Source organism: Microbacterium sp. R1, assembly GCF_015159725.1.
Lineage (GTDB): Bacteria > Actinomycetota > Actinomycetes > Actinomycetales > Microbacteriaceae > Microbacterium > Microbacterium oxydans.
Window position 1 is genome coordinate 1,491,121 of sequence record NZ_JADDUD010000001.1, and the last position, 24,206, is coordinate 1,515,326.

At 67.1% G+C, this 24,206-nt stretch carries 19 protein-coding genes; 9 read left to right on the plus strand and 10 right to left on the minus strand.

Features of this window, described 5'->3' with window-relative positions; all coding sequences use genetic code 11:
• Window positions 1-85: 85 nt before the first annotated feature.
• On the minus strand, window positions 86-472 hold the full coding sequence (locus ILP86_RS07400) for an SHOCT domain-containing protein (RefSeq protein ID WP_058631330.1): 387 nt from the start codon (window positions 470-472) through the stop codon (window positions 86-88).
• Between the two features lie 176 nt (window positions 473-648).
• Between ILP86_RS07400 and ILP86_RS07405 the strand changes: the two genes are divergently transcribed.
• The 3 genes from ILP86_RS07405 (at window position 649) to ILP86_RS07415 (ending at window position 5,973) form a co-directional block, all read left to right on the plus strand.
• On the plus strand, window positions 649-2,289 hold the full coding sequence (locus ILP86_RS07405) for a SulP family inorganic anion transporter (RefSeq protein WP_193761694.1): 1,641 nt from the start codon (window positions 649-651) through the stop codon (window positions 2,287-2,289).
• A gap of 11 nt (window positions 2,290-2,300) precedes the next feature.
• Complete coding sequence (locus tag ILP86_RS07410) at window positions 2,301-3,278, plus strand: FUSC family protein (protein WP_193761695.1); 978 nt, start codon at window positions 2,301-2,303, stop codon at window positions 3,276-3,278.
• Between the two features lie 97 nt (window positions 3,279-3,375).
• Entirely contained in the window at window positions 3,376-5,973 is a 2,598-nt protein-coding gene (locus tag ILP86_RS07415) for a LuxR C-terminal-related transcriptional regulator (protein ID WP_193761696.1), read from the plus strand.
• A gap of 28 nt (window positions 5,974-6,001) precedes the next feature.
• Here ILP86_RS07415 and ILP86_RS07420 read toward each other — a convergent pair whose 3' ends face one another.
• The 6 genes from ILP86_RS07420 to ILP86_RS07445 all read right to left on the minus strand — a co-directional run bounded on the left by ILP86_RS07420 (window position 6,002) and on the right by ILP86_RS07445 (window position 13,704).
• Window positions 6,002-8,344 (minus strand): arylsulfatase, encoded by a 2,343-nt coding sequence (locus tag ILP86_RS07420; RefSeq protein WP_193761697.1) that lies wholly within the window; start codon window positions 8,342-8,344, stop codon window positions 6,002-6,004.
• Window positions 8,345-8,475: 131 nt separating this feature from the next.
• Entirely contained in the window at window positions 8,476-9,192 is a 717-nt protein-coding gene (locus tag ILP86_RS07425) for a GAP family protein (protein WP_113681327.1), read from the minus strand.
• Between the two features lie 34 nt (window positions 9,193-9,226).
• Window positions 9,227-9,898, minus strand: a complete 672-nt coding sequence (locus ILP86_RS07430; protein ID WP_061015256.1) for a GAP family protein — start codon at window positions 9,896-9,898, stop codon at window positions 9,227-9,229.
• Window positions 9,898-11,574: a SulP family inorganic anion transporter gene (locus ILP86_RS07435; protein WP_193761698.1), complete on the minus strand. Its 1,677-nt coding sequence runs from the start codon at window positions 11,572-11,574 to the stop codon at window positions 9,898-9,900. The genes ILP86_RS07430 and ILP86_RS07435 overlap by 1 nt, the downstream gene beginning before the upstream one ends.
• A 132-nt stretch (window positions 11,575-11,706) precedes the next feature.
• Window positions 11,707-12,849: an AI-2E family transporter gene (locus tag ILP86_RS07440; RefSeq protein ID WP_231728723.1), complete on the minus strand. Its 1,143-nt coding sequence runs from the start codon at window positions 12,847-12,849 to the stop codon at window positions 11,707-11,709.
• A 21-nt stretch (window positions 12,850-12,870) separates the two neighbouring features.
• Entirely contained in the window at window positions 12,871-13,704 is an 834-nt protein-coding gene (locus ILP86_RS07445; RefSeq protein WP_193761699.1) for a mechanosensitive ion channel family protein, read from the minus strand.
• A 234-nt stretch (window positions 13,705-13,938) separates the two neighbouring features.
• Between ILP86_RS07445 and ILP86_RS07450 the strand changes: the two genes are divergently transcribed.
• Both ILP86_RS07450 and ILP86_RS07455 read left to right on the plus strand, forming a co-directional pair.
• A complete protein-coding gene (locus ILP86_RS07450; RefSeq protein WP_181800737.1) occupies window positions 13,939-14,949 on the plus strand; it encodes a DUF998 domain-containing protein in 1,011 nt (336 codons plus the stop codon).
• A 146-nt stretch (window positions 14,950-15,095) separates the two neighbouring features.
• Window positions 15,096-17,552 carry a LuxR C-terminal-related transcriptional regulator gene (locus ILP86_RS07455; RefSeq protein ID WP_193761700.1) on the plus strand — a complete coding sequence of 819 codons (2,457 nt, stop codon included), beginning with the start codon at window positions 15,096-15,098 and terminating at the stop codon, window positions 17,550-17,552.
• Between the two features lie 22 nt (window positions 17,553-17,574).
• Here ILP86_RS07455 and ILP86_RS07460 read toward each other — a convergent pair whose 3' ends face one another.
• Together ILP86_RS07460 and ILP86_RS07465 are read right to left on the minus strand one after the other, a co-directional pair.
• Complete coding sequence (locus tag ILP86_RS07460; RefSeq protein ID WP_061015262.1) at window positions 17,575-18,021, minus strand: DUF6325 family protein; 447 nt, start codon at window positions 18,019-18,021, stop codon at window positions 17,575-17,577.
• A gap of 4 nt (window positions 18,022-18,025) precedes the next feature.
• Complete coding sequence (locus ILP86_RS07465; protein WP_061015263.1) at window positions 18,026-18,412, minus strand: SHOCT domain-containing protein; 387 nt, start codon at window positions 18,410-18,412, stop codon at window positions 18,026-18,028.
• 213 nt (window positions 18,413-18,625) lie between these two features.
• Here ILP86_RS07465 and ILP86_RS07470 point away from each other — a divergent pair, with 213 nt between their 5' ends.
• From ILP86_RS07470 to ILP86_RS07485, 4 genes are read left to right on the plus strand one after another with little or no spacing between them, the layout of a single operon-like run.
• The gene (locus tag ILP86_RS07470; protein WP_193761701.1) at window positions 18,626-19,060 is read left to right on the plus strand and encodes a DUF6325 family protein; all 435 of its coding nucleotides are present in this window, start codon (window positions 18,626-18,628) and stop codon (window positions 19,058-19,060) included.
• A 1-nt stretch (window position 19,061) separates the two neighbouring features.
• The gene (locus ILP86_RS07475) at window positions 19,062-19,403 is read left to right on the plus strand and encodes an SHOCT domain-containing protein (RefSeq protein WP_113681332.1); all 342 of its coding nucleotides are present in this window, start codon (window positions 19,062-19,064) and stop codon (window positions 19,401-19,403) included.
• 47 nt (window positions 19,404-19,450) lie between these two features.
• A complete protein-coding gene (locus tag ILP86_RS07480) occupies window positions 19,451-20,857 on the plus strand; it encodes a hypothetical protein (RefSeq protein WP_227750929.1) in 1,407 nt (468 codons plus the stop codon).
• A 15-nt stretch (window positions 20,858-20,872) separates the two neighbouring features.
• Complete coding sequence (locus ILP86_RS07485; RefSeq protein ID WP_193761702.1) at window positions 20,873-23,206, plus strand: arylsulfatase; 2,334 nt, start codon at window positions 20,873-20,875, stop codon at window positions 23,204-23,206.
• On the opposite strand, the gene ILP86_RS07490 is transcribed toward ILP86_RS07485, so the two are convergent.
• Window positions 23,207-24,142: an HAD family phosphatase gene (locus ILP86_RS07490; protein ID WP_127012328.1), complete on the minus strand. Its 936-nt coding sequence runs from the start codon at window positions 24,140-24,142 to the stop codon at window positions 23,207-23,209. It abuts the gene before it with no gap.
• Window positions 24,143-24,206 lie beyond the last annotated feature (64 nt).

Below are 24,206 nucleotides of genomic sequence, written 5' to 3' on the forward strand. Positions count from 1 at the left end.
TAGCATTGCACGTCATTCAATTGTGCACAACTCGAATGGGCGCGAGGAGGGCGCGACCGATCCGACTGGTCGCGCCCTCCTGGGTTCAGCTGAGCGCCTTGGCCTTGATGGCTTCGTACTCCCCGGCCGTGATGGTGCCGGAATCGAGGAGTGCCCTCGCCTTGGCGATCTCGTCGCTCGGGCTCGTGCCGGCGACCTGCTGGATGTAGGCGTCAGCGGCGCTGCGAACGTTCGCGGCCTCCGCATCGCTCCGCTCGGCCATGCCGGAGCCCCGAGCGATCAGATACACCAGCACCGTGAGGAACGGGACGAAGATCAGGAAGACGATCCACACTGCCTTCCACCAGCCGTTGAGCTGCCGGTCGCGGAAGAGATCTCCGACGATCGCGAACAGCGCGAACAGGTACGAGATGAAGACGAACGCCAGCAGGAACCACCAGATGATGTCCCAGAACGATCCCCAAAAACCCATGTGTACTCCTTCTTAAACCGGCCCGCCCGGTGGCGGCCCCGTCGGACGATACTCGGCACGCGCCAGCACGCGCACCGATTCCCGGTGGAGTTCACCAGGGTGAGCCGATCGTGCGATCACTCGATCCCCGCATGCCCCCGCAGTACGCTTCAGACGACCGGAGGACGGAGAAGCGGATGACCGCGACGAGAAGACCGCCATGGCTGTTCAGCACGGTCGAGGGGTACCGCCGGGAGTGGGTGGTCCGTGACGTCGTCGCGGGTCTGTCCGCTGGTGCCGTCGTGATCCCGCAGGGGATGGCCTACGCGACGATCGCCAATCTTCCGGTGCAGGTCGGGCTCTACACGTGCATCCTGCCGATGCTGGTCTACGCGTTCCTCGGTGGAAGCCGCGCCATGAGCGTGTCGACGACCTCGACGATCGCGACCCTCACCGCGACGACCCTGGTGTCCGCGGGAGTCGCCGCGGGATCGGACGATGCGATCGGCTCTCTGATGATGCTCACGCTGCTCGTGGGAGTGATCCTGCTGATCGCCAGACTCTGTCGCCTCGGCTCGCTCGTGGAGAACATCAGCGGAGCCACTGTTCTCGGCTTGAAGATCGGTGTCGGCGCGACGGTCGCCGTCGGACAGCTGCCGAAGCTGCTGGGCGAGAGCTACAACTTCTCCGGTCATGGATTCCTCAAGTCGCTCGGCGCAGTGGCACAGGCCTTCGACAGCGTGAACTGGCCGACGGTCGCGCTGTCTGCCGGCTCGATCCTCGTGATCGTCGTGCTCAAGCGGTTCGCCCCGCGTGTGCCGGGCGCACTCGTCGTGGTGGTCGCCGGGATCCTCCTGGTCGCCCTCGCTGGTCTGGATCGCTACGGCGTCGACCTCATCGCCCCGGTGCCGAGCGGGCTCCCCGTTCCGGGTGTGCCCGACTTCTCGCAGACGGTCGTCCTCGTGCCCGGCGCGCTCGCTATCGCCGTGATGGCGTTCTTGGAGTCCGCGGCCGTCGCCCGCAGCCTGCGGGCGGCGAGCGAACCTCAGATCGACAGCGACCAGGAGCTGTTCGCGACCGGCGCGGCGAACACGGTCGGCGCATTCTTCGGCACGATGCCAGCCGCGGGAGGCTTCTCGCAGAGCGCGGTCAATCAGAGTGCGGGGGCGCGCTCCCAGGCGGCGACCCTGGTCACCGTGGTGCTCGCCGTGCTGGTCGCGCTCTTCCTGGGACCCGTTCTCAGCCTGCTCCCCGAGGCGACGCTGGCCGCGATGGTGTTCGTGGCCGTCGCCGGGCTCATCAACATCCCCGAGCTCGTGCGGTGGGCGCGGATCAGTCCGGTGGATTTCTGGATCGCGCTCGCGGTCGCGATCCTCGGGCTCACCGCCGGCCTTCTCCCGGCAGTGGCGGTCGGTGTGGTCGTGACCTTGATCCTGGTGCTCCGCGAGCTCAATGTGCCGAAGGTGACGGTCGACGCTCGCATCGGCGACGCTCTGGGGCTCCGTCTCGAACGGGGGCTCTACACGGCGAACGCGATGGCCAACGAGAAGCAGATCCTCGCCCTGGTCGAGGCGGAGGAGCAGCCGGTCCGCGTGCTCGTGCTGGGTCTGAAGCAGCAGGAGGTGATGACGATCACCGTCCTCGACGCTCTGGAGAACCTCGACGGAGAGCTCGCTCAGCTCGGCATCGTGCTGCACATCGCAGCGCTTCCCGAGCGGGCAGCCGCTGTCGCTCGCCGCACACCCTGGTTCCTCGGACTGGAATCGCACGGTCGCGTGCACGCATCGGTGAGTGACGGCGTCGCGGCCGCGGATCGGGAAGCCGGTAGACGGAGCTGAGGGAGCGATGGATGAGTGATGACGCCGGACTGAGCTGGCGATGGTCGCGGTTCGGCCTCGGCCTGCTGTTCGCCGCGCCGGCGATGCTCGTCGCCCCCTTCCATCCGACGCTCGGTGTCGCGCTCGGGATCGGCGTGATACCCGCCGCCGCCTTCGGTCTCCCCCCACGCAGGAGAGCCCGCGCCATCATCCCCGTCGTCGGCACGCTCAGCGCCCTCGGCCTGCTTCTCGGGGCGCTGCTGGCGGAGTGGCCCGTGGTCGCCGTGCTCGCCGTGCTCGGGCTCGCGATCGTCGCGAGTCTCAACGCCCCACGAGGTCGGCTCGGGCAGTTGATCCTCGTTCTGGTGCTGCCGATGACCGGGATCGGGCTGAGCTTCTCCTGGTCCTCGGTCACAGGGGGATTCGCCGCCTGCATCGTCGCCGGCTCCGTGTACGCGTGGATGGTCTCCCTGCTCTGGCCCGAGCGTGAAGAGCGGGCGCGTGCCGCCAGTCCTGTACCTCGGGGGCGAGCCCTCCTGGTCTACGGGATCCTCCTCGGCATGGCTGCGGCGCTCGCCGCCACCATCGGCTTCGTTCTCGATCTCGAGCACGTGGGGTGGGCGACGGGCGCGGTGCTCCTCGTCATGCGTCCGGTCAGGGGGCAGCTGATCTCGCGCAGCATCGGGCGCGCGGCATCGGTGCTCATCGGAGCGTTCGCGGCCGCGGGCCTGGCTGTCCTGGCTCCGGGAGGTCTCGTCACCGGGCTCGTGGTCGGGGCTGTCATCGGATCGACATGTGCCATCCAGGAGAGCCGGTGGTACGTCGTCCCCGGCTTCACCACGTTCCTCGCCCTGACCCTCATCATGTCCACCTCGCCGGAGCCTCCGGGGGCTCGATTCGCGGAACGCGCGGTGGAGACGCTTCTCGGGGTGGGGCTCGCTCTGCTGTTCGGGGCCGTGCTGCCCTCGGTGGTCGGCTTCGTCCGGGTGAGAAGCTCGGTCGCCCGATGAGGGTTCTGGACGAAAGTTGCTTGATGTGCGCGCTCCCATGGTGGGATACTTCGAGAAGGGGAGGACGTAGTATCTAACATTTCACCGGGGGCTCTTGATGGTCGAAGAACAGCCAGACGTCGATTCAGCGCGGATCCCTCCGCTCCCTGCAGGCCCCGGTGACATCCCCAGAGCCCGACTGCTGTCACGACTCTCCGCCGCGTTGGACGAGCCCTGGACACTCACCGTCCTGTCGGCCCCCGCGGGGTCGGGCAAGACACGGCTGCTCACCCAGTGGGCGCATTCGATTACCTCCTTGGACGACGATCGATCGCGTGTGGTGTGGCTCTCGCTCCAGCGCTGGCATCGGGACCTCGACCCCCTGCAGTCTGCCCTTCGGAGCATCGAAGACCCCTCGCTGCGCGAGGCACTCGACCGCCTCACCGGGCCGTGGTCGACGGAGAGGGCGCGAGATCTGGCCCGAGCCCTCCGCGCCGCGGGCCGTCGGGTAGTCGTGATCATCGACGATGTCCACCTCATCGAGACCGGGTCACTCGCCGAGATGCTGTCGGCGTTCCTGAGCGCAGTGCCGGGTACCGCCCACGTCGTGGTCTCCGGACGCGGAACCCGGCGTCTGCCTCTTGCGCGTCGACGTATCGTCGGCATGGCACTGGAACTCGGAAGCCGTGACCTGGCATTCACACCGGCGGAGGTGCGAGCGTTCTTCCACGCGAGGGGGATGCGCCTTTCGCAGGGCGAGATCACCACCGTGCTGTTGCGTACCGAGGGGTGGGCCACGGGACTCCGGCTGCTGGAGCTGGCGGCGCTGCATGATTCGTTCGCCACGGTCCTCCCGCTGCGCGGTGACTCTCCGACGGTGACCGACTACTTCGCCGAGGAGGTCTTCGCCGATCTCGACGAAAGTCTCAGTGAGTTCCTCGTGCTCACCTCGGTGCCCGAGTCGTTCACGCCGGCTCTAGCTTCGCAGTTGACAGGAGGAATGCCGGCCGAACCGCTGATCGAACAGCTCATGCGACTCAACGTGCTGATCAGTCGTAGCGGTCAAGAACCGGTCTGGTATCACTACCATCCGCTGTTGCGGGAGTTCCTCTATGCCCGCCTGAAGGACAGAGGAGAGGCGGCCGTCGAGGAGCTCGAGAGCGTGACAGCGGAGTGGTTCGCGGCCGAGCAGGAGCACGAGCGCGCCATGTTCCACGCCGCGCGGAGCGGCGACGACTGCGCGACCTCACGGATCCTCCGTCGCAGTGGGCTGCAGCTGATCCTCATGGGTTATGCGGCTGAGGTGGTCGCAGCGATCGCGCGTCTTCCTCGACCTGTGCTCGCGGAGCCTGCCATGCGGATGCTGACGGCGTCCGCCGAGCTCACACAGGGAGACGCGGCCGGCGCTGCGGCGCTGCTCGAGTCGGACTCGGACCTTGAGGATTCCGTTGCGGTCCGTCAATGGCGAAAGGGCCTGGAGCTGCACACAGCCGTGCGTCGCGGGGGCCTCTCGGAAACGCTCGACCGGCTGGAGCCGGGTCTCTACGAGGTGTCGGGGGAGTCGCAGCTCGACACCTATGTATTCCTGCAGGCTGCCATGGCAGAGCTGTATACGGGGGCGTTGAACGATGCCGACCGGTTCGCCCGGCTCGCGGGGGACCACGCTCACGCCGCGGGCACTGCCGCGGCGGAGCTGCAGGCGGCCGCGATCCTGAACACAGCCGATCTCTTCCGAGGTCAGATGCGAGAAGTGCTGCGTTCCAGCGCGCTGCTGGATGAGCGCTGGCGCGCGCTCGGCATGCCTGCGGACTCCTTCTACGAGGTCACGCGGGTGTGGCAGTACTGGGTGCCTTTCGAACAGATGCTTGTCGCCGATGTGGATCAGACGCTGCGCGCGGCGACCGGGATCATCGAGTCCGGAACGGAGCCGGCGATCGCACGGGGTCTGCGAGGCCTGATCGCCCTGCTGAACGTCGATGGCGCCATCGACGCGCACGCGGCGGCTCTCGCTCTCCTCGAGAACCTCGCGCCGCGCGACGACATGCCGCTGCCTGTGCACTGGTATGCGATGACGAGCACTTTCGCGATCCGCGCCTTCAACGCGCTCGGAGAGTACGCCCTCAGAGACCGCTTCATCCACGACGTCGGAGACGCTCTCGGCGAGGTCGGCGAGGTGGCCGTGCTCCGCGCGATCGCCGCGCTGCACGATCAGGCGTTCGAGCCGGCGCGGGCCGCTCTCGCTCCGGTGCTGGAAGGGGTGGCGCCGTGCCTTCTCCCTGCGTCGATGATCGACGCCTGGCTGGTCGCTGCCTGTATCGACGTGCAGGCCGGCTGTCCCGATCAGGCGCAGGTGTCGCTGTCGTTCGCGCTCGCCCTGGCCGAACCGGAGGAGCACATCCGACGATTCGCCGACGCCGGGCCGGTCGTCGCGCGCCTTCTCGCCGCGCGCGCGACTCCGGGATCACGCGGTCGCTTCGCGGATCGCGTCCGCGAACGTCTCACCGCAGCAGGAGTCCTCATCGAGGAGGAGCTCACCCGTCGCGAACGCATCGTGCTCACGGCGTTGAGTCGCAACGCGACGCTCCGGGAGATCGCGGAGCAGGAGTTCATCTCCCCGAACACGGTCAAGACGCACGTGCGCAACATCTACCGCAAGCTGGGCGTCTCCGACCGGGACAGCGTGACGGCGGCTGCGCACGCTCTCGGGATCGAGTAGCGCACGCAGCCGCCGCGGGGAGAGCGACTCAGTCGCGTGCCATGGCTGCTGCCAGATGTGCTTCGAGGTCGAGGTAGGCGTCGTCGGCGATGTCGAACACGACCTTAGCGATCTCGCCCCCGGTGAAGTCGAAACCGTACCCGTACAGCGACGACACGGGATCGGCGCTGTCTCGACCGATCGTCAGGCCCTCGCCGCACAAGGAGAAGTGACCGAGCACCGTGCGGATCTGCTTCTCACCGACGACCTCGTCGTCGATGTAGAGCTTCACCGGTCCGACCCCCTCGCGGTGTTCGCCCATGCCTTCCTTCGTGAACTCCACGCCGATGATGTGCTTCCCGGAGGTGGGAACGGGCGCGGACACCCGGTCCTCCGGCGGGATGCCGAGGAAGTTGTACACGTAGTGCACCTGCCCGTCCTTGACGACGAGGGCGTGGCCGCCGAAGCGCGAGCCGTGCGCGAAGATGACGCCCTCGGTCTCAGGCGTGAACTCGACCTCGGCGGCGATCTTGTAAGAGACGCCGTGGGTGTTCGCCGCAGAGCGCTCCGGAACCTCACTCGTGCCCGGGTAGTAGACGAATCGGCCCGAGGGCGGAGCCGGCTGGTGGAACTCCATGGCGATGAACGTCTCGAAGTCCTTCGGGTTCCCGATGATCTGCAGATCGTTCAGAGGCAGGACGTTGTTCGTCTTCGCCTCTTCCATCCACAGCGACTTGAGCTCGGCGAGCTTGTCGGGGTGCTCGGCCGCGAGATTCTTGGCCTCGGCCCGGTCGGTGTCTGTGTGGTAAAGCTCCCACTCGTCTTCGTTGAAGTTGCTGATGCCACTCATCGGACCGTGGACCGCGACGGCCTTCCAGCCTTCGTGCCAGATGCCGCGCTGGCCGAGCATCTCGTAGTACTGTGTCTTCTTCTCGGTCGCCCCGTCGGGGGCGGCATCGAACGAGTACGCCATCGAGACTCCGGACAGCGGCGTCTGCTCGACGCCGTTGTAGGTCTCGGGGAACGTCACGCCGCACGCCTCGAGGATCGTGGGCACGATGTCGGTCGAGTGGTGGTACTGATGGCGCACCTCTCCCCGTGACTTGATCCCGGCGGGCCAGTGGATCACCAGCGGGTCGCACACGCCGCCCTGATAGGTGTACCGCTTGAACATCTTGTATGGAGTCGAGAACGCCGCCGCCCACCCGGTGGGGTAGTGGTTGTAGGTCTCCGGCGAGCCGAGCTTGTCGACCATGCGGAGGTTCTCCGCCTCGTCGTCCGGGTATCCGCCGAAGATCTTGCCCTCGTTGACCGAGCCGTTGGGGCTGCCCTCGCCGGACGCCCCGTTGTCGGCGCAGTAGATGATGAGGGTGTTCTCCAGCTGCCCCGATTCCTCCAGGTAGTCGACGATGCGGCCGACCTGGGAGTCGGTGTATTCACTGAAACCCGCGTAGACCTCGGCCATCCGCGAGAACATGGCCCTCTCCTCGGCGTTCAGCGTGTCCCACGGGCGCACCTCGTCGGTCGGATTGAACGTGCCGTCGGTCATCGGGTTCAGCGTGGTCAGATCTGTGTCGGAGGGGAGGATTCCCTTCTCGATCATCCGGGCGAGCACCCATTCGCGATAGGCCTCGTAGCCGTCGTCGAACTGCCCCTTGTACTTGTCGATGTACTCCTGAGGGGCGTGGTGCGGAGCATGGTTCGCGCCGGGGCAGAACCACAGGTACCAGGGCTTCTCCGGCTCGGTCTGCTTGACGTCGCGGATCATCGTGAGGGCCTGGTCGGCGAGGTCCTTCGAGAGGTGGTACCCGTCTTCCGGCAGGTACGGCTGGTCGATGTAGTGGTTGTCCTCAGCCAGCGAGGGGTACCAGTTGTTGGTCTCTCCGCCGATGAACCCGTAGAAGCGGTCATACCCCTGAGCGAGCGGCCAGTGCTTCTTCGACGCACCGGCAGTCCACTCGTCGATCGGCACATTGTGGTTCTTCCCCACCCAGAAGGTCGACCAGCCGGCGTCACGGAGCACGTGCGCCATGGTCGCGTTCGAATCGGGGATGTGGGAGTTGTAGCCGGGGAAGCCCGTCGAGGACTCGGAGATCGTCGCGAAGCCGTTGAGGTGGTGGTTGCGTCCGGTCAGGAACGTCGACCGGGTGGGGGAGCACAGCGCCGTCGTGTGCCACTGGGAGTAGGTGAGGCCGTTCTGAGCGAGACGGTCCATCGTCGGCATGTTGATCCGTCCGCCGTACGGCGACCACGCCGCCATGCCCGTGTCGTCGTACAGGACGACCAGCACGTTCGGAGCGCCGCTCGGCGGGGTCGGCGGTCGGAAGGCGTCCCAGTCAGGAACGGAATCGCGCACGTCGAGTTCGATCTTGCCTTGGAATTCGCGAGCCATCGTGGGTTTCCTTCATCTCGGTGGAACGATGCGGCTCCCCGCCGCGTTCAACGTACTGCGGTGCGAGTCGTGGGGTCATCAGAGTCGGGTGCGCTTCATCCGGGTGAACTCTGCGCGTCCCCGTGTGGACTTCAGATCAGTGCGGCGATCGCCTTCTCGAGTTGGAGGGCGCCGATCACGAGAAGCAGCGCCGCGTTGAGCACGTGTGTGTTGCCGGCGATCCAGGAGCGCATGCGGTCGAGCACGGGCTGGGCGCGCGCACCACGGACGAGGACGAAGAACACCGGCAGAGCGATCGGCAGGGTGCCGAGCACGACGAACGCGGCGGCTACAGCGGTTGCGGCACCGGGCGCGACGCCGGACTGCGTGATGTCCAGCGCGGCGAGGATGGCGCATGACGCATCCACGGGGTTGAGCACGAACAGACCGAGGCCGAGCAGGAAGGTGCGCCCCGGCCGGAACGACTCGACGGAATGCAGCCAGCCGGGCAGCTGGGGAGAAGCGTCCACCACGTCGCGAGGAGTAGCGGCTGTCGCCATCTGCTCGATACGGGCACGCCCCTTCCGGTAGACCCAGACAGCCGCCGACACGAGGAAGCCACCGATCAGCAGGCGGACCACGGGCACCCACAGGGGCGGCTCGTTGTGCTCGTGCACCGCGAGCATCGGGAAGAGCCAGAGACCGAGTGTCATGATGCCTGCGAGGCCTAGGAACCAGCCGAGCAGATAGGCGATCCCGTTCGTCCTCGCGTTGCGGGACAGCAGCACGGCGACGAGGGCCATGATGGCGAGGGGGCTGAGCACGACGCCGAGGGCGACGGGCACGAGGTCCAGGATCAACTCGCCCACGTCATCCCTCCTCCCACAACCCCGCTGCCGTGCCTCAGAAGCTGCCGATGCCCTTGCCGATCATCGAGATGCCGATGACCAGCAGCAGAACCGCCATGATGACGGCATTCTCCGCCGCCAGCCAACCGCGGAGAGCATCCAGGGGCGCTCGGAGCCGATCGGCGGCGACAAGGTAGCCGATGACCGGGACGAGCACCGTCGAGGCGGCGATGACCGTGTACACGGCGATCACCACGACGATCGACCCCACGGGAAGCGCCGCGCCACCGATGTCCGTGCCGGCGCCGGCGGCCATGATGAGGTTCTTGGGATTCACCGCCGACAGCAGGAAGCCGAGCCCGAACGCGAATGGGAAGGTGATCGTGTCGATCGCCTTCATCCACTTCGGCAGTGCGGCTTCCTCGCCCGGCCGGGGGCGTTTGCGCCACTGCCCGAAAGCCAGCAGGAAGAGCAGAGCCCCCAGAACGAGCTGCACCGCGCCGCGGATCGGATGCGACGCGTCGCTGTCATCTTCCGGCAGGAGCGAGGACACCAGCGTGAAGACCGTCACCGCGACGACGATCCCCAGCACCCAGCCGAAGAGGAAGCCGACGCTGGTCACCCTCGCCTTGGGCGAGAGCAGCATGAGGATTGCGGCGATGATCGGAATCGGACTGATCGCCACGCCGAGCGCGAGCGGGAGGATGTCTCCGATGACGCTACCCATCAGGGGCCTTTCTCGAGGGGAGCTCGTCCTGCTTCCGGAGCGGCGAGCATCGCGATCGCCTCGCGGTTGGTCGCGTAGACGTGTTCCGAAGCCAGGAGATCGAGGGCCTTCAGCCGGTGCACGGTGTTGGGGCGCACTCGGCTGAAGGACAGGGAGACGGAGCGGTCGGCGAGCCATTCCTTGAGGGAGGCGAACGATTCGGCGCCGGTGACATCGACGTCGGTCACCGCCTCCATATCGACCACCAGGTGACGGACCTCGTTCTCTCCGGCGGCGCGGACGGCGGTCTTCACCGCAGAGGAGAACACCGCCCCGTTCGCGAAGAACAGGGGCGCGGCGAGTCGGACGACCACGATCCCCGGAGCGGTCATGGTCCCAGCCGGCGCATCCTCCAGGAGGGACTCACCCGGGTCGCCGGTGGACTCGAGGACGTCGATGGCCGGATTGGCCGCGCGCTTGGCCAGGTTTATCAGCGCGAGGACGAATGCGACGAGGATCCCGGGGATCGAACCGATGAACAGGGTGACCAGGAAGCAGGTCGCGCCGATCAGGAACTCGAACCGGTCTTTGCGCCACAGATCGATGAACTCGCGGATGCCGAGCAGGGGGATGATCGCGACGCCGACGATCGCTCCGATCGCCGGGGAGGGGATATCGGCCAGCAGCGCGGTGCCGAACAGCAGCAGCAGGAGCGTGCCGGCAGCGAGGATCAGCGCGGGGAACTGCGTACGAGAACCCGCCTGATCCATGGCGGCGGTGCGGGACGTCGATGAGCCGACGGAGAAGCTGCCCTGAGCGCCTGCGGCGATGTTCGCCGCGCCGAACGCCAGGAGATCGCGGTTCGCGTGGAACGGGTAGCCGTGCTTCTCGGAATACGACCTCGACACCAGAAGCCCCTCGGCCGTGGTGACCAGTGTCAGCGCGATCGCCGATGGGACCAGCATGAGCCACAGCGACCAGTCGATCACGGGCCACGTGAGCACGGGCGCACCGGCGGGGACCTCACCCAGGACGTCGACTCCTCGCTGGTCGAGCCCGGTCAGAACCACGACGACGGTCGTCGCCACCAGGACGATCAGAGCCCACGGGACGGCACGGAGGAACCTGCGGCCGAGCAGCAGCACGGCGACGGAGCAGACCGAGATCAGCACCGCCCACCCGTTGAGCGTCGGGAGCCCGCCGATCAGATCAGCGACCTTTCCGGTGAAGTCCTTCCCGGAGTCGATGCTGACGCCGAGCATCTTCGCGAGCTGGCTCACCATGATGTCGAGGGCGAGACCGCCGACGAAGCCGACGAGGATCGGCTTGGAGAGGAAGTTGGCGAGGAACCCGAGCTTGAAGACCGCGAGCAACGCGAACATGATGCCGCAGATGATGGCCTGGGCGAGCGCGAGCGTCGCGTAGTTCGCGCTTCCGGCGGCCGCGAGCCCGCCGATCGAGGAGGCGACGAGTGCTGCGGCTGCGGCATCGGGTGAGGCGACCAGCTGCCGGGAGGACACCACGAGGGCGTAGACGACCGTGGGGACGATGAGTGCGTACAGCCCGGCGGTGGGCGGCAGGCCCGCGATCTGCGCGTACCCGATGTTGAGGGGGATGGCGATCGCGAGCAGAGTGACGCCAGCGGTCAGCTCGGTGACGAAGTTGCGTCTGGTCAGTCCTGCGAGTGGACGTTGCACATCGCCTCCATCCGCCGGCGCCCCTGGTCGAGCGCTCCTGCGTCCACGATTCCACCGGAGGGGTCGCCGGACCACGGATCGACCGCAACTCACCCCTGGTGATTTACAGCCGGAGCGTCCTGCGCCGCCCGCTCAGCGGCGACGAGGTATGCGCCGCCGTCGGCCTCGCCGTGTCGCCGCCGGGGCGGGCTCCGGCTCCGGTGTCGGCGGGACCGCGGTGCGGTCGCCCGAGAGCCACCGCACCCAGAGCGTGTCGGGATCGCCCTCGAAGACGAGCGTGCGTGCGAGGAGCGTGAGCGGGATCGAGAGGATCGCACCGAGCGGGCCGATGATGAAGGTCCAGAAGATCACGGAGAAGAAGCTCAGGGTCAAGCTGAGATCGACGGCGTCGCTGACGAACTTCGGCTGCACGAGAACCTGGAGCACCACGTTCACGACGCAGTAGACCGCGACCACACCGATGAGCAGAGGCCACCCTCCGACGACGAAGGCCAGGATCGCGGGCGGGACGAGCCCGAGCACGAAGCCGATGTTCGGGATGAAGTTCGTGACGAACGCGAGGATCGCCCAGACCACGGGTGCGGGGACGCCCATCCACCACAGCGCGAGACCGTCGATGACAGCGACGATCGCGCCGAAAGTCGCGTTGACGATGTAGTAGCGGCGCACACCGGTGTTGAGCCGAGTGATCCGGGCGATGACCGCGGCCTTGGATGCCCCGAACACCGACGGAGCGTCCCGATAGCGGGCCGCGTCGACCGCCATGAAGATGATGTAGGCGCAGACGAAGAACAGTGCGGTCGCGACGCCGATCACAGTCCCGCCGATGCTGCGTGCGAGTCCCAGAAGCGTCGTCGGATCGAGGACCGAAGCCGCGGCGGCCGACGCCTCCTCGTCCAGGCCGAGGGACTGCAGCCACCCGACGAGATCATCGACGGTCTTCGCCAGTCCGCCTTCCGAGACCAGGTCGGCGATGAGCCGCGCGAACTGCGTGCCGGCCAGCCAGAGCAGAGCGCCCATGACCAGGAGGATCAGGTAGGCGACGACGATCACCGCGGTCGTGCTGCCCCACTGCGGCCACCCGCGCCGTTCGAGCGGTCGACGCAGAGGATCGCAGATCACCACGATCACGATCGCGAGCGCGACGGGTCCGAGGAGATCGCGCGCGAAGTAGACGCCGGCGAGGGTCACTGCGCTCGCCGCGAGAAGGAGCAGCACCCGCAGACTGGGGGAGATCCGGTCGGGGGAGCGCTCCGGCGCAGGCGAGGTGGTCACGCCGAAAGCGTAGTCGACGGGTCAGAAGGGCTCGGGAGCGACCAGCGGCGGCACGTCCTGATGTCCCGAGACGACGGCTCGCAGACCCGCCGCTTCCAATGCCGCTGCCACGTCGTGGATCGTCGCTGACACCACGGACGTGCCATGGAGCGGGTGATGCCAGATGCGGAGCGCGAGCATCCACCGGGCCGGGGAGACCGATGTGAAGATCACGCCCGGATGTTCGCGGGTGTGCACTCCTTCGACCTCGCTCGCGGCGCGGGAGATGATCGACACGACGTCATGAGCATCGATCCCGTCCGCCCGTTCGACCCGGATGTCGAGGGTGCTGCACCGCGCACCGTGGCGAGAGTCGTTGACCAGGACCCCGGTGAGGAGGGCGGCGTTCGGTACGTGCACGGTCCGACCGTCGACGGTCGAGAGGATGACCGACCGGCCGTTGAGCTCCTGCACGACTCCTCGCAGCTTGCCGTCGGGCCCTTCGACCTCTATCTCCTCGCCGATCTTCACGGACTGGCGGGATTGGATCAGCACCCCGGCCGCGACGTTGTCCGCGACGCCGCGGAGCACGAGGACCAGAACGACGACCGCGATCGCGGTCATCGCCAGGAGCGGTTGGACATTCGCGCCGAGGAAGGCCAGCCCGACCCCGATCCCGATCAGCAGCAGCGAGTACTGGGCGAACCGTGCCGCCAGCTGGGCGACGGAGTCCGAGATACCCGGTGCGCGCTTCGTGATCTTGAGCACGCCCTTGCGTGCGAAACGGGAGAGCAGCCAACCGACGAGGACCGAGAGCACCGCGAGCACGATCTGCCACGGCGACAGGCCGTCCGGGAAGAGCGCGTCCAGACTCACGGGCGGCGACCGCTCGCTCGCAGGTTCATCCGCAACATCCGACCAGCATGCGACGCGCGCGCTCGCCGCGGGTCGGCCACTCATCCCTCGGGGGTGATGCCCTGGGGTGGCGGCGCCATCGCCCCAGGGGGGTGAAGGGCGCTCGCTCAGGCAGGAGCAGAGCCCCAGACTGAGCACATGTCGTCGTCGCCCCCATCACCGGACCTCCTCACGGCAGCCCGATCGAAGGGAGCCATGCGGGAACGGTCTCGAGAGGCCATCGGCCTTCAGATCTCGATCTGCGCCTTCATCATCGCCGCTCTCGTCGCCCTCGTGGTGTTCCGACTGCAGGGGGCGCCCATCTCCGGGCCGGATTCCGTCGGGCAGTTCGCGGCGCTCGCGTCCGCTGTCACGGCGACCGTGGTCTTCGTCTTAGGACGCGTGATCGCCTCCGATCCTGCACGACGGAAGCGCCTCGGTGCGCTCGACGTCGTCGACATCGCTGCCTTCGCCTTCGCCCACGCAGTGATCGCCTTGCTCGGATGGACACTCGCAGCCGTCGTCATCGAAGCGGCGTTCAGCGGAGCGGTGGTCTTCCCGGTCCCGGTGCTCATGCTCACCGGGGCGGCGGCAGGACTCTCGGCATACGTGACGTACTACTCGTCGACGCATCTCGATCTCCAGATGCTCGCGACGGTGCTCGCGGTGTTCCTGATCCTCGGGATCCTGGCGAGCATGCTGACCGCGAGTGATCCGCAATGGTGGCAGGAGAACCTCAGCGCGCTCGGCATGACGGATGATCTGTCGGCCCGAGCGTTCAACCTGACTCTGATCGTCGCAGGCGTGCTGGTCACCACGCTGGCGAGGTACGCGACGAAGGAGGTTCCGACGACGCATCCGCGCGGGGTGATCGCGGTTCGGACCTGCCTCGTCGTCGTCGGGGTCTTCCTCGCGTTGGTCGGTGTGTTCCCCGTGGACGAACACTTCGCCCTCCACACCGGGGTGGCGTCGGGAATGGTCGTGGCGTTCGCCGTGGCCGTCGTCGGACTCCGGCGGTGGGTGCCGGGAGTCTCGCGGACCTTCCTCATGCTGGGGTACGTCTTCCTGCTCGTCATCGTGGTGCTGTCGGTCTTCTTCGCCATCGGCTACTACACGCTCACTGCGGTCGAGCTGGTGGCCGGCACCCTCGTGTTCACCTGGATCATCCTGTTCATCCGCACGGCGGACGCGCTCAGACGCGACGCGGCCACCGAAGCCGCCGGGTAAAGATCACCCGGAGGATGGCCTTGAAGGGGTGTTCGAGACGCCACTAGCTTGGTGCCATGTCGCACCCCGTACGTTCGTCGAGACCGGGACCAACGGTGCGATTCCGGCCGCCCGCACCCCAGCCGGGCGCCATCCACCGTGCACGGGTGAGCGCAGCGGTGGAGGAAGCCGCAGCCCATCACCCGCTGACCGTGGTCAGCGCCCCGAGCGGTTTCGGCAAGACGACCGCGGTCGCCGATTGGGCATGCCGCCTCGACCATGTCGCATGGCTCGGGCTCAGCACGTTCGACTCCGATCCCGCCAGGCTGGCTCAGGGGGTCGTTAACGCGCTCGTCGAAGCCGCTGAGCGCTCGGGTCTCGACCTCGACCTCGACCGGGACCTGGAGGATCCCTATCGCGCCTATCAGGAGATCTGCCGAGTCCTCGAGGAGTCGGGGGAACGCGTGCATCTCGTCGTCGACGATGCGCATCGCGCAGGAGAGGCGTGGCGCGAAGGTCTGCTGGGGATGCTGGCAGAGCAGGCTCCGGACACTCTCAGCGTGGTGCTGGTGGGGACGACGCTTCTCGAGGTGACGCTTTCCCGGCACCGGGTGACACATCCCGGTTCGTTCGTCGGTGCGGAGACACTCAGCTTCACCGGGGACGAGGTGCAGCAACTCCTCGACCAGGAACCGGACGGCCTCTCGTGCGCGACGATCATGGAGGAGACCAGAGGCTGGCCTATCGCCGTCAGACTGATGATGATCGGCGGAGCCAAGCCGGACAGCCGCGCACAGAGCGCTTCGAGCTTCCTCGGCGGTTACGTGAGAGAGCACGTGCTGGGTGCACTCCCGGTCGAGGTCTCGAGCTTCGTCCTCGAGGCCAGCATCTGCGGTGAGCTGACTCCCGAGCTCGCTGCAGCGGTCACCGGTCGTGCCGATGCTCCGGCGATGCTGGAGACGTGCGTGCGACTCGGTCTCTTCCTCGACAGGTTCGAGGGTCCGCACGGTGTCGTGTACCGATGGCACGCGTCCTTCGCACGGCGGTGCGCGGAGATTCTGGCCGGTGATGCGGAGCGCGCTGCCGCATGTCATCGTCGCGCGGCGTCCGCACTCGAGGCGACCGATCCGACAGCGTCCATCGCGCATTCGCTCCACGCCTCGGACTTCTTCGGTGCCAGAGAGACGCTGCTCCGGCACTGGGTGGGGCTCGTGGTCGGTGCCCGCGCCGACGAGGTCGAACGCACGGCGATGGAGATGCTGCATCGGGTGCCCGACGACGCGCAGGTGCTTCTGGTGCGTGCGTGCGCCAGCGACGTGCTCGGCGATCATCGCGTGGCGAGGGAGCTGTTCCGTCGGGCGGAGGCGACGGTGGCGACACCGGGCGGTGTCGACGAGCCCGCCGTCCTGCAGATCGCGCGGCTCTTCATCGCGGACGAGCGTGCGGCGGTGGCGGATGCGAGCGCGAAGGTGCGGCAGATGCTGCTCGAAGCGGATTCCACGGATCTCGGGGACCGAGCCGCGCTCAACTATCTCCTCGGATGGACGGAGATCCGTCATCGCGGTAACCCGGCAGTCCCTCTCGAGTACTTCTCCGCCGCGGCCCGGGAGGCGCAGAATTCAGGGGATCGCGAACTCGCGAAGCGATCACTCGGGCACCTCGCCTTCGGACAGACCTGGGCCGGCCGATTCGTCGAGGCACGGCGAACGCTCCGTACCGTCGAGCGCGCCGATGATGTCGGACTTCCGTGGAGCACGTATGCGGGAGGCAGCGCGGCCGTGGCAGCGGGATACGTCTCGTACTGGGCGGGGGAGCTCGACGACGCGATCCGCGAGTTCGGCGTCGTCGTCCACAACGCCGGCTCCGACCATTCCTTCACGAGTGTGGCTCGCATGATGATCGCCTACGCGGCTGCGGAGACCGGAGACGTCGCCGTCTGCCGCCGCGCGGCGATCGGTATCCAAGACATTCCGCTGGAGGTGGTGCACGGCATCTCGTGGCCGGCCTTCCGAGAGTCGTCGGTCGCTCTGCTCGAAGAAGCCGTCGGTCGACAGGACCGCGCGATGCGGATCGCCCGGAAATACATCCACTGCCCTGACCTGCCGGTCGTCAACGTCGCGCTGTCGGGTGTGCTCCGGCGCGCCGGCGAGTACGCCGCCGCACTGGAGATGCTGAGGTCACTGCGCGCTTTCGGCGACGTCTCCTACGTGAAGGCCTCGACCCTGCTCACGGCGGCATTGCTGCGACGTCGTGCGGGCCACCACGACGAGGCACATGAGCTGTGCGAGGCCGCTGTCGCCGTCGCCGCGGGGGAGGACATCCGTCTTCCGTTCGGTCCGCGCGACGCGGCCGCGCGCAAACTGCTGGCCGAGCACGTGCACTTCGGGACGCAGTTCGAGGACTTCATCGGCAGATCACTGGCGAAGGACAACGCGGGTTCGCCGGTGGACGCTCTCTCCGAACGGGAGCGCGACGTCTTCCAGCAGTTGCAGACAGCGCGTACCCTGCAGGAGATCGCTCGTGAGCTCGCGGTGTCGATCAACACGGTGAAGACGCACCAGCGCGCGATCTACCGGAAGCTCGGAGTGTCGTCGCGTCGCGAGGCCGTGCGCACGACCGTCTGACCCGCGCCATCCCTGAACGGAGTCACGGCCCGCGAAGGGCCGACGAGAGGACGGTGTTCGCGACCCTGGCAGGGATCTGCTGCGTCGTGAGGATCCGATCGATCCTGCAGTCCACGTCGCGGGCGAACCGCTCCACCCAGGCGAGTTCGACGAGGAACAGGGCGGCGAGAGCACCGATCGGGATCCTCGCGGCGAAGTGTCCTGCATCGTCCGCTCCGATGAGCCCCGGCGTTCCCAGGACCAGACCCGCGAGCGTGAAATCATCGCGATCCACCTCGACGAGGCGATGTTCGTCAGGACCGAGACGCCTGATGATCACGACGTCGAGCAGGCGGATGGCGCCGTTCTCCACCTGGCGTAGGAGCGCCTCGAGGACGTGGGAGCCGAGGCGGTCGTCCTCGAGGCGGACGACGACGAACTCCACGTCGCCGAGCGCCCGGAGTCTCGTCAGATCGACCGCCTCAGCCACGACGTCAGCTCAACGCACGGGCCTTGATGGCCGAGAACTCGTCCGGGGTGATCGTGCCGGCGGCGAGCAGCTTGGACGCCTTGTCGATCTCATCGCTGGGGCTCGACCCGGCGACGCTGCGGATGTAGGAGTCCGCTGCGTGCTGCTGTTCGCGGTACGCCGACGCGCTCCGTTCGCCCATGCCCCTGCCGCGCGCGATCAGGTAGATGAGCGCCGTGAGGAACGGGACGAAGATCAGGAAGATGATCCAGACGGCTTTCCACCAGCCGTTGAGAGTGTGATCCCGGAACAGGTCGGCGACGATGTTGAAGAGCACCATCAGGTAGGAGACGAACACGAAGACCCAGAAGAACCACCAGATGATGTCCCAGAAGCTTTCCCAAATGGACACGTCGCACCTCTTTCGTTGAGTTGTTGCTTACGGCGATGGTGCCAGCGGTGACCGCGGAGCGAACGCACCGGTCACCCTGCACGGGCGACCCGGCGTCGGGCCGGCGCCGGAGCTCTCATCCTCCGCGGGTGAGAGCGCGGCGCTTTTCCGGGGAGGCGGTGCGAGCATCGAGTCGTTCACGGTCGGCGTGCGCGCCGTGAGAAGGGAATCTTCATGAATGACTTCCGATTCGGTCCGGCCGAGTTCTACCTCGTCGGGTTCGAGGGGTCGCGTCCGGATCCGGCGACTTTCCGTGCCTTGACCGATCTCGTCGACAGCGGAGTGGTGCGGCTGCTCGACTTCGTCGTGATCGCGAAATCGGAGACGGGGACGGTCGAGGTCGTCGAGCTCGAGGATGAGGACGGCTCGCTCGGTCTGGATGACTTCGAGCCGATCGCCGCGGGCTTGGCAGGTGAGGAGGACGTCGAGGCGCTGGCCGCGTCGCTCGCGCCGGGCCGGTCTGCGGCACTCGTGGTACTCGAGCTCACCTTCGCGCGCGCCCTTGCACAGAACCTCGCGGCGGCGGGGGGCGAGGTGCTGCGCACGGAGCGCGTCCCGGCGCCCGTGGTGAACGCGGTGATGGACATCCTCGACCAGGAAGGTGAATGACATGCCCTTGAGAAGATTCGGCCGGCCGGGGCTCATCGGCCTCGCGGCCAGGACCGCGGTGGTTGCGGGAACAGCGACAGCCATCGGCGGTGCGATGTCACGGCACCAGGAGCAGCGTGCACAGGGGGAGTACGAACAGCAGCAGTACGAGGCCGCGCAGCAGCAGGCACAGATCGACGCTGCCGCGCAGAACGCCGCCACGCAGTACTCCTCACCGCCGCCGGCAGCCCCCGCAGCGGGGAACGATCTGATCGCGAAGCTGCAGCAGCTCGCATCCCTGAAGGACTCCGGTGTGCTCTCGGAAGCCGAGTTCGCCGCAGCGAAGCAGAAGCTCCTGAGCTGACGACGAGATCGCCCGCCGCTGGAACGACAGCAGAGACGAGAGCGCGAATGAGCGAACTGGACGAGCTACGGGCACGAGTCGCCCTGCTGGAGCAGGAGAACGCCGAGCTCGCGAAGCCACGACGCCGTCCGGTGGCCAGGAGCGTCGTCGCGGGAATCGTCCTGGCGGTGGCGGTGCTGTTGGCGCCGATCGCCGCCATGGGGACGTGGGCGCGTCTGCAGCTCGTGGACGCCGATCGCTTCGTCGCGACGTTCGCACCTCTCGCAGCCGACCCCGACGTTCAGGACTTCGTCGCCGATCAGGTCAGCTCCGCCATCCAGGAGCAGGTGGACTTCGACGCCGTCGTCGGCGACGTGTTCGACGGGCTCCGTGAGCTCGATCTGCCACCGCGAGCCTCGTCGGCGCTCTCCCTGTTGGAAGCGCCGGCGGCCAGCGGACTGACCTCCCTCGTCGACGGTGTCATCCATGACGTCGTCGCCTCCGACCAATTCGCCGACATCTGGGCTCAGTCGCTCCGTTTCACCCATGAGCGCGCTGTCGCGATCATGCAGAACAGCCCAGGCACCGCGTTGCAACTCGCAGATGACGGTGTGCTCTCGGTAGATCTCGGTCTCGTCGTCGACCGGGTCAAGGACGCCTTGAAAGAACGCGGCGTCGGATTCGCCGACCTCATCCCCGCGATCGACAGATCGATTCCGATCGCTCAGGCCGACGCGCTGGTGCTGGTGCGCACCCTGTACCAGGTGGCCGTCGCCGCCGGCTTCTGGTTGCCATGGGTCGTTCTCGGTCTCGTGGTCGTCGGCATCGCGGTGGTGCGCAACCGACTGCGGGCACTGTTCTGGACCAGTGCGGCGTTCGCTGCCGCATTCCTCCTCCTCGCAGGAGGGGTGGGCATCGGGCGCACGTTCTTCATCGGTGCCGTCAGCCCGTCGATCATGACCGCGGCGGCCGCGCAGTCGCTGTTCGATCAGGTGACGTCGCTGTTGAGCCCGACGATCGCCGCGCTGGCGATGGTCGGCGTGCTGATCGCTGTCTGGGCATGGGGTGCAGGCACGAGCCGTGCGGCCGTGGCCCTGCGGAGCGCACTCGACAGCGGGTTCTCCGCAACACGCGGCACGTGGGAGCGTCGCGGATTGTCGACAGGTCGGCTCGGCCTCATGATCGAGCGGTTCCATGGACCCCTCCTGCTCGTGGGCATGGCGATCGCGGTGCTCGTCCTCGTCGTGACCAGACCTGTGACGTTCGGGACCGTGCTCGGCGTGACCGCCGGGCTCGTCGTCTTCGTGATCGTGATCGAGCTGCTCCGACGTCCGGAGCTTCCCTCCCCAGCGGTCGCGGGGGCGTCCGATGCCGACGGGACGAGTGCGGGCCGGAGCGACGTCGACACAGACACAGACACAGACACAGACGTGGAGGGTGGCGCCGCTGTGACGTCGCCGGCCTCGCATTCATGATCGAAGGAGCAGAGGATGTCGGAATTCAACGCGGACTTCGCCGGTCAGATCGAACTGGACGTGCGGGACTCGGTCCCGGACTGGTCACCGTACGAGCTGCGGAAGGCTCCCGATGGTGCACCGAACGTCCTCGTCGTGCTCTACGACGACACGGGACTCGCCTCCTGGTCGCCGTACGGTGGCCGCATCAGCATGCCCACGATGGACCGCCTTGCCCGAGACGGGCTCACGTACACGCAGTGGCACACGACGGCGCTGTGCTCCCCGACCCGATCGACCATGCTCACCGGTCGAAACCACCACGTGAACCGCGCCGGGGTCATCATGGAGGGCACCAACGGGTTCCCCGGATTCGCGGGACGCCTGCCGGGGGAGTGCGCGACGATCGGCCAGATCCTGCAGCAGAACGGCTACTCGACCTTCTGGGTGGGCAAGGACCACAACGTCCCGGAAGAGGACAACGCCCCCGGCGGGGACCGATCGATGTGGCCCCTGCAGCTCGGCTTCGACCGGTTCTACGGATTCCTGGGGGGAGAGACCAACAACTGGTACCCGGACCTGGTCGAGGACAACCACTTCATCGAGGCGCCGGCCACGCCGGAACAGGGCTACCACCTGTCGAAGGACCTCGCCGACCAGGCCCTGAAGATGATCCGCAATCAGCAGGCTTCGAATCCTTCCAAGCCCTGGTATCTCTGGTTCTGTCCTGGCGCGAACCACGCGCCGCACCATGCACCAGAGGAGTACATCGCCAAGTACAAGGGCCGGTTCGACGACGGCTACGACGCCTACCGGGAGTGGGTGCTCGATCGCATGATCGAGAAGGGAGTGCTGCCGGAGGGCACGGCGATGACACCGCTCAACCCGCTTCCCGACGACGTGGCGAACCCCGCGGATCGCGTGCGCCCCTGGGACGAGCTCAACGACGACGAGAAGAGGCTGTTCGCCCGCTTCGCAGAGGTGTTCGCCGGATTCTCCGAGTACACGGATACGCAGGTGGGTCGCATCATCGACTACCTGGAGGAGACGGATCAGCTCGACAACACGCTGGTCTTCTACTGCGCCGACAACGGAGCTTCGGGGGAGGGATCTCCGGACGGCTCGGTGAATGAGAACAAGTTCTTCAACGGGTATCCCGACGACCTCGCGGAGAACCTCGCGATGATCGACCGCCTCGGATCCGCAGACACCTACAACCACTATCCGACCGGGTGGGCTGCCGCGTTCTCGACGCCGTTCCAGATGTTCAAGCGTTACTCGCAGTATGCAGGGGGAACGTGCGACCCGATGGTCATCCACTGGCCGAAGGGGATCAGCGCGAAGGGGGAGCTGCGTCATCAATACCACCACTCGGTCGATGTCGTCGCCACCGTGCTCGACGTGATCGGGATCGAGATGCCGGAGACATTCCGAGGTGTGCAGCAGCATCCGCTCGACGGAGTGTCGATGAAGTACAGCTTCGACGCCGATCCGGACGCGCCCACGCAGAAGCGGACTCAGTACTACTCCATGCTCGGAACACGCGGCATCTGGAAGGACGGCTGGAAGGCGGCCGCCGTCCACGCGCCGCTCAGCGGCAAGGGGCACTTCGACGACGACGTGTGGGAGCTGTATCACGTCGATTCGGACCGTTCCGAGTCGAAGGACCTCGCCGCCGAGCACCCCGAGAAGCTTCAGGAGCTCATCGCCGTGTGGTTCGACGAGGCGAAGGCGAACTTCGCGCTTCCCTTGGACGACCGCTCCGCTCGCGAACTGCTCAACGTCGAGCGCCCGCAGGCGGAACCGGCTCGAGAACGCTACGTGTACTACCCGGGGACCGATGCGGTGCCGGAGAGCGTCGCGGTCAACCTGCGCGGGCGGTCGTACAAGATCGTCGCCGACGTCGTGCTGGAAGAGGGAGCGGAAGGAGTGATCTTCGCGCACGGGTCGAGATTCGGCGGTCACACCCTCTTCATCAAGGACAACCGTCTCTCGTATGTCTACAACTTCCTCGGCATCCCCCCAGAGCAGACGTTCACCTCCGCGGAGCTCACGCCCGGACCGCACACGCTGGGCGTGGACTTCACCCGCGAGAGCGCCGGCGAGCACGGTGAGTCGGTGGGGACAGCCACGCTCTACGTGGACGATGAGGCGGTCGCCTCCGGGCCGATGCGCGCGCAGGTCGGCAAGTTCACCCTGTGCGGGGACGGGCTCTGCGTGGGATGGGACAGTGCGGATCCGGTGAGTCGGCAGTACCGCAATCCGTTCCCGTTCACGGGCGGCAGGTTGATGGGTGTCGGCGTCGACGTCAGCACCGAGCAGTACCGCGATCTCGAGCTCGAGGCAGCGGCCATGCTGTCTCGTGAGTGATCAGGGAGCCGCGGGGAACACCGTCGCCCAGTCGTCTTTCACACTGACCACCGTGTAGCCCTTGTCGTCGGCGCTCGCGAGGGCCTTCTCCGCGCCGGCGTCATAGGGGGTGTCACCGCGTGACGGGTCGTCGTGGTGGATCAGGATCGCGAATCCGGGGCGGGGCCCACGCCGGGCGAAGTCCATCATCGCGGTGTCGCCGTTCGAGTTGCCGCCGACGAACAGCGGGCGCCTGCCGATGCGCGTCCAGATGCGGACGGGTTTCTCCGGACCGTCGTCGAAGAAGGCGAGGGAGGAGGAATACCGCACCGTCGCGTCCGCATCGTCCCATGTCAGGCCGAAGGCCGATCCGACCACGCGCTCCGGAGGGATACCGTAGTTCGCCTGCGTCATGGGACGCATGAAGTCGCGCTCGCCGCCGGAGACGATGTAGCAGGTGAAGCCGTGGTGCTCCAGGTATCGGAGCAGCTCGACCATGGGCTGATAGACCGTCTGGGAATAGGGGCGCTTCAATGTCGGGTGCTGAGCGGTGCGATAGAACTCGGCCACCGAACGCGCGTAGTCCTCGACGCTCATCCCGTGCGTGAGCCCGACGAGCGCCTGGATGATGATCGTCAGATCCGAGTCGTCGCCACCGTAGTGCTTGTCGATCGCCGTGCCCAGCCAGCCGTAATCGCCGCTCACGGCCGCGAGGTAGGGCTGGCGCTCGGCGAGCTCGGGTGTGCGCTCGGCGGCGGCTCGCCACTGCTCGACGACATAGTGCAGTTGGGTGATCATGGGCTTCTCGGGCCACAGCGTCCCGTCGTTGTCGAACACGGCGATCCGCTCCTCGACGGGGACTGCGTCCGGCCCCACGGTCACGGCGGCGACGAAATCCTCGATGTCCGTGCGGGTCGGAGTGTCGCGCCACGAAGGTAGGGAGGGGTGTCCGGTCATGTCAGATCCTCGCTTCTCGCCGAGTGTCGGCAGCGGGTCCAGGCTGTCATCCCGCCGCGTGACC

What these genes read in the sequence shown, in the direction of transcription:
- ILP86_RS07400 (WP_058631330.1), bottom strand. Translation starts at nt 472, where the DNA reads ATGGGTTTTTGGGGATCGTTCTGGGACATCATCTGGTGGTTCCTGCTG.
- ILP86_RS07405 (WP_193761694.1), top strand. Translation starts at nt 649, where the DNA reads ATGACCGCGACGAGAAGACCGCCATGGCTGTTCAGCACGGTCGAGGGG.
- ILP86_RS07410 (WP_193761695.1), top strand. Translation starts at nt 2,301, where the DNA reads ATGAGTGATGACGCCGGACTGAGCTGGCGATGGTCGCGGTTCGGCCTC.
- ILP86_RS07415 (WP_193761696.1), top strand. Translation starts at nt 3,376, where the DNA reads ATGGTCGAAGAACAGCCAGACGTCGATTCAGCGCGGATCCCTCCGCTC.
- ILP86_RS07420 (WP_193761697.1), bottom strand. Translation starts at nt 8,344, where the DNA reads ATGGCTCGCGAATTCCAAGGCAAGATCGAACTCGACGTGCGCGATTCC.
- ILP86_RS07430 (WP_061015256.1), bottom strand. Translation starts at nt 9,898, where the DNA reads ATGGGTAGCGTCATCGGAGACATCCTCCCGCTCGCGCTCGGCGTGGCG.
- ILP86_RS07450 (WP_181800737.1), top strand. Translation starts at nt 13,939, where the DNA reads ATGCGGGAACGGTCTCGAGAGGCCATCGGCCTTCAGATCTCGATCTGC.
- ILP86_RS07470 (WP_193761701.1), top strand. Translation starts at nt 18,626, where the DNA reads ATGAATGACTTCCGATTCGGTCCGGCCGAGTTCTACCTCGTCGGGTTC.
- ILP86_RS07475 (WP_113681332.1), top strand. Translation starts at nt 19,062, where the DNA reads ATGCCCTTGAGAAGATTCGGCCGGCCGGGGCTCATCGGCCTCGCGGCC.
- ILP86_RS07480 (WP_227750929.1), top strand. Translation starts at nt 19,451, where the DNA reads ATGAGCGAACTGGACGAGCTACGGGCACGAGTCGCCCTGCTGGAGCAG.
- ILP86_RS07485 (WP_193761702.1), top strand. Translation starts at nt 20,873, where the DNA reads ATGTCGGAATTCAACGCGGACTTCGCCGGTCAGATCGAACTGGACGTG.
- ILP86_RS07490 (WP_127012328.1), bottom strand. Translation starts at nt 24,142, where the DNA reads ATGACCGGACACCCCTCCCTACCTTCGTGGCGCGACACTCCGACCCGC.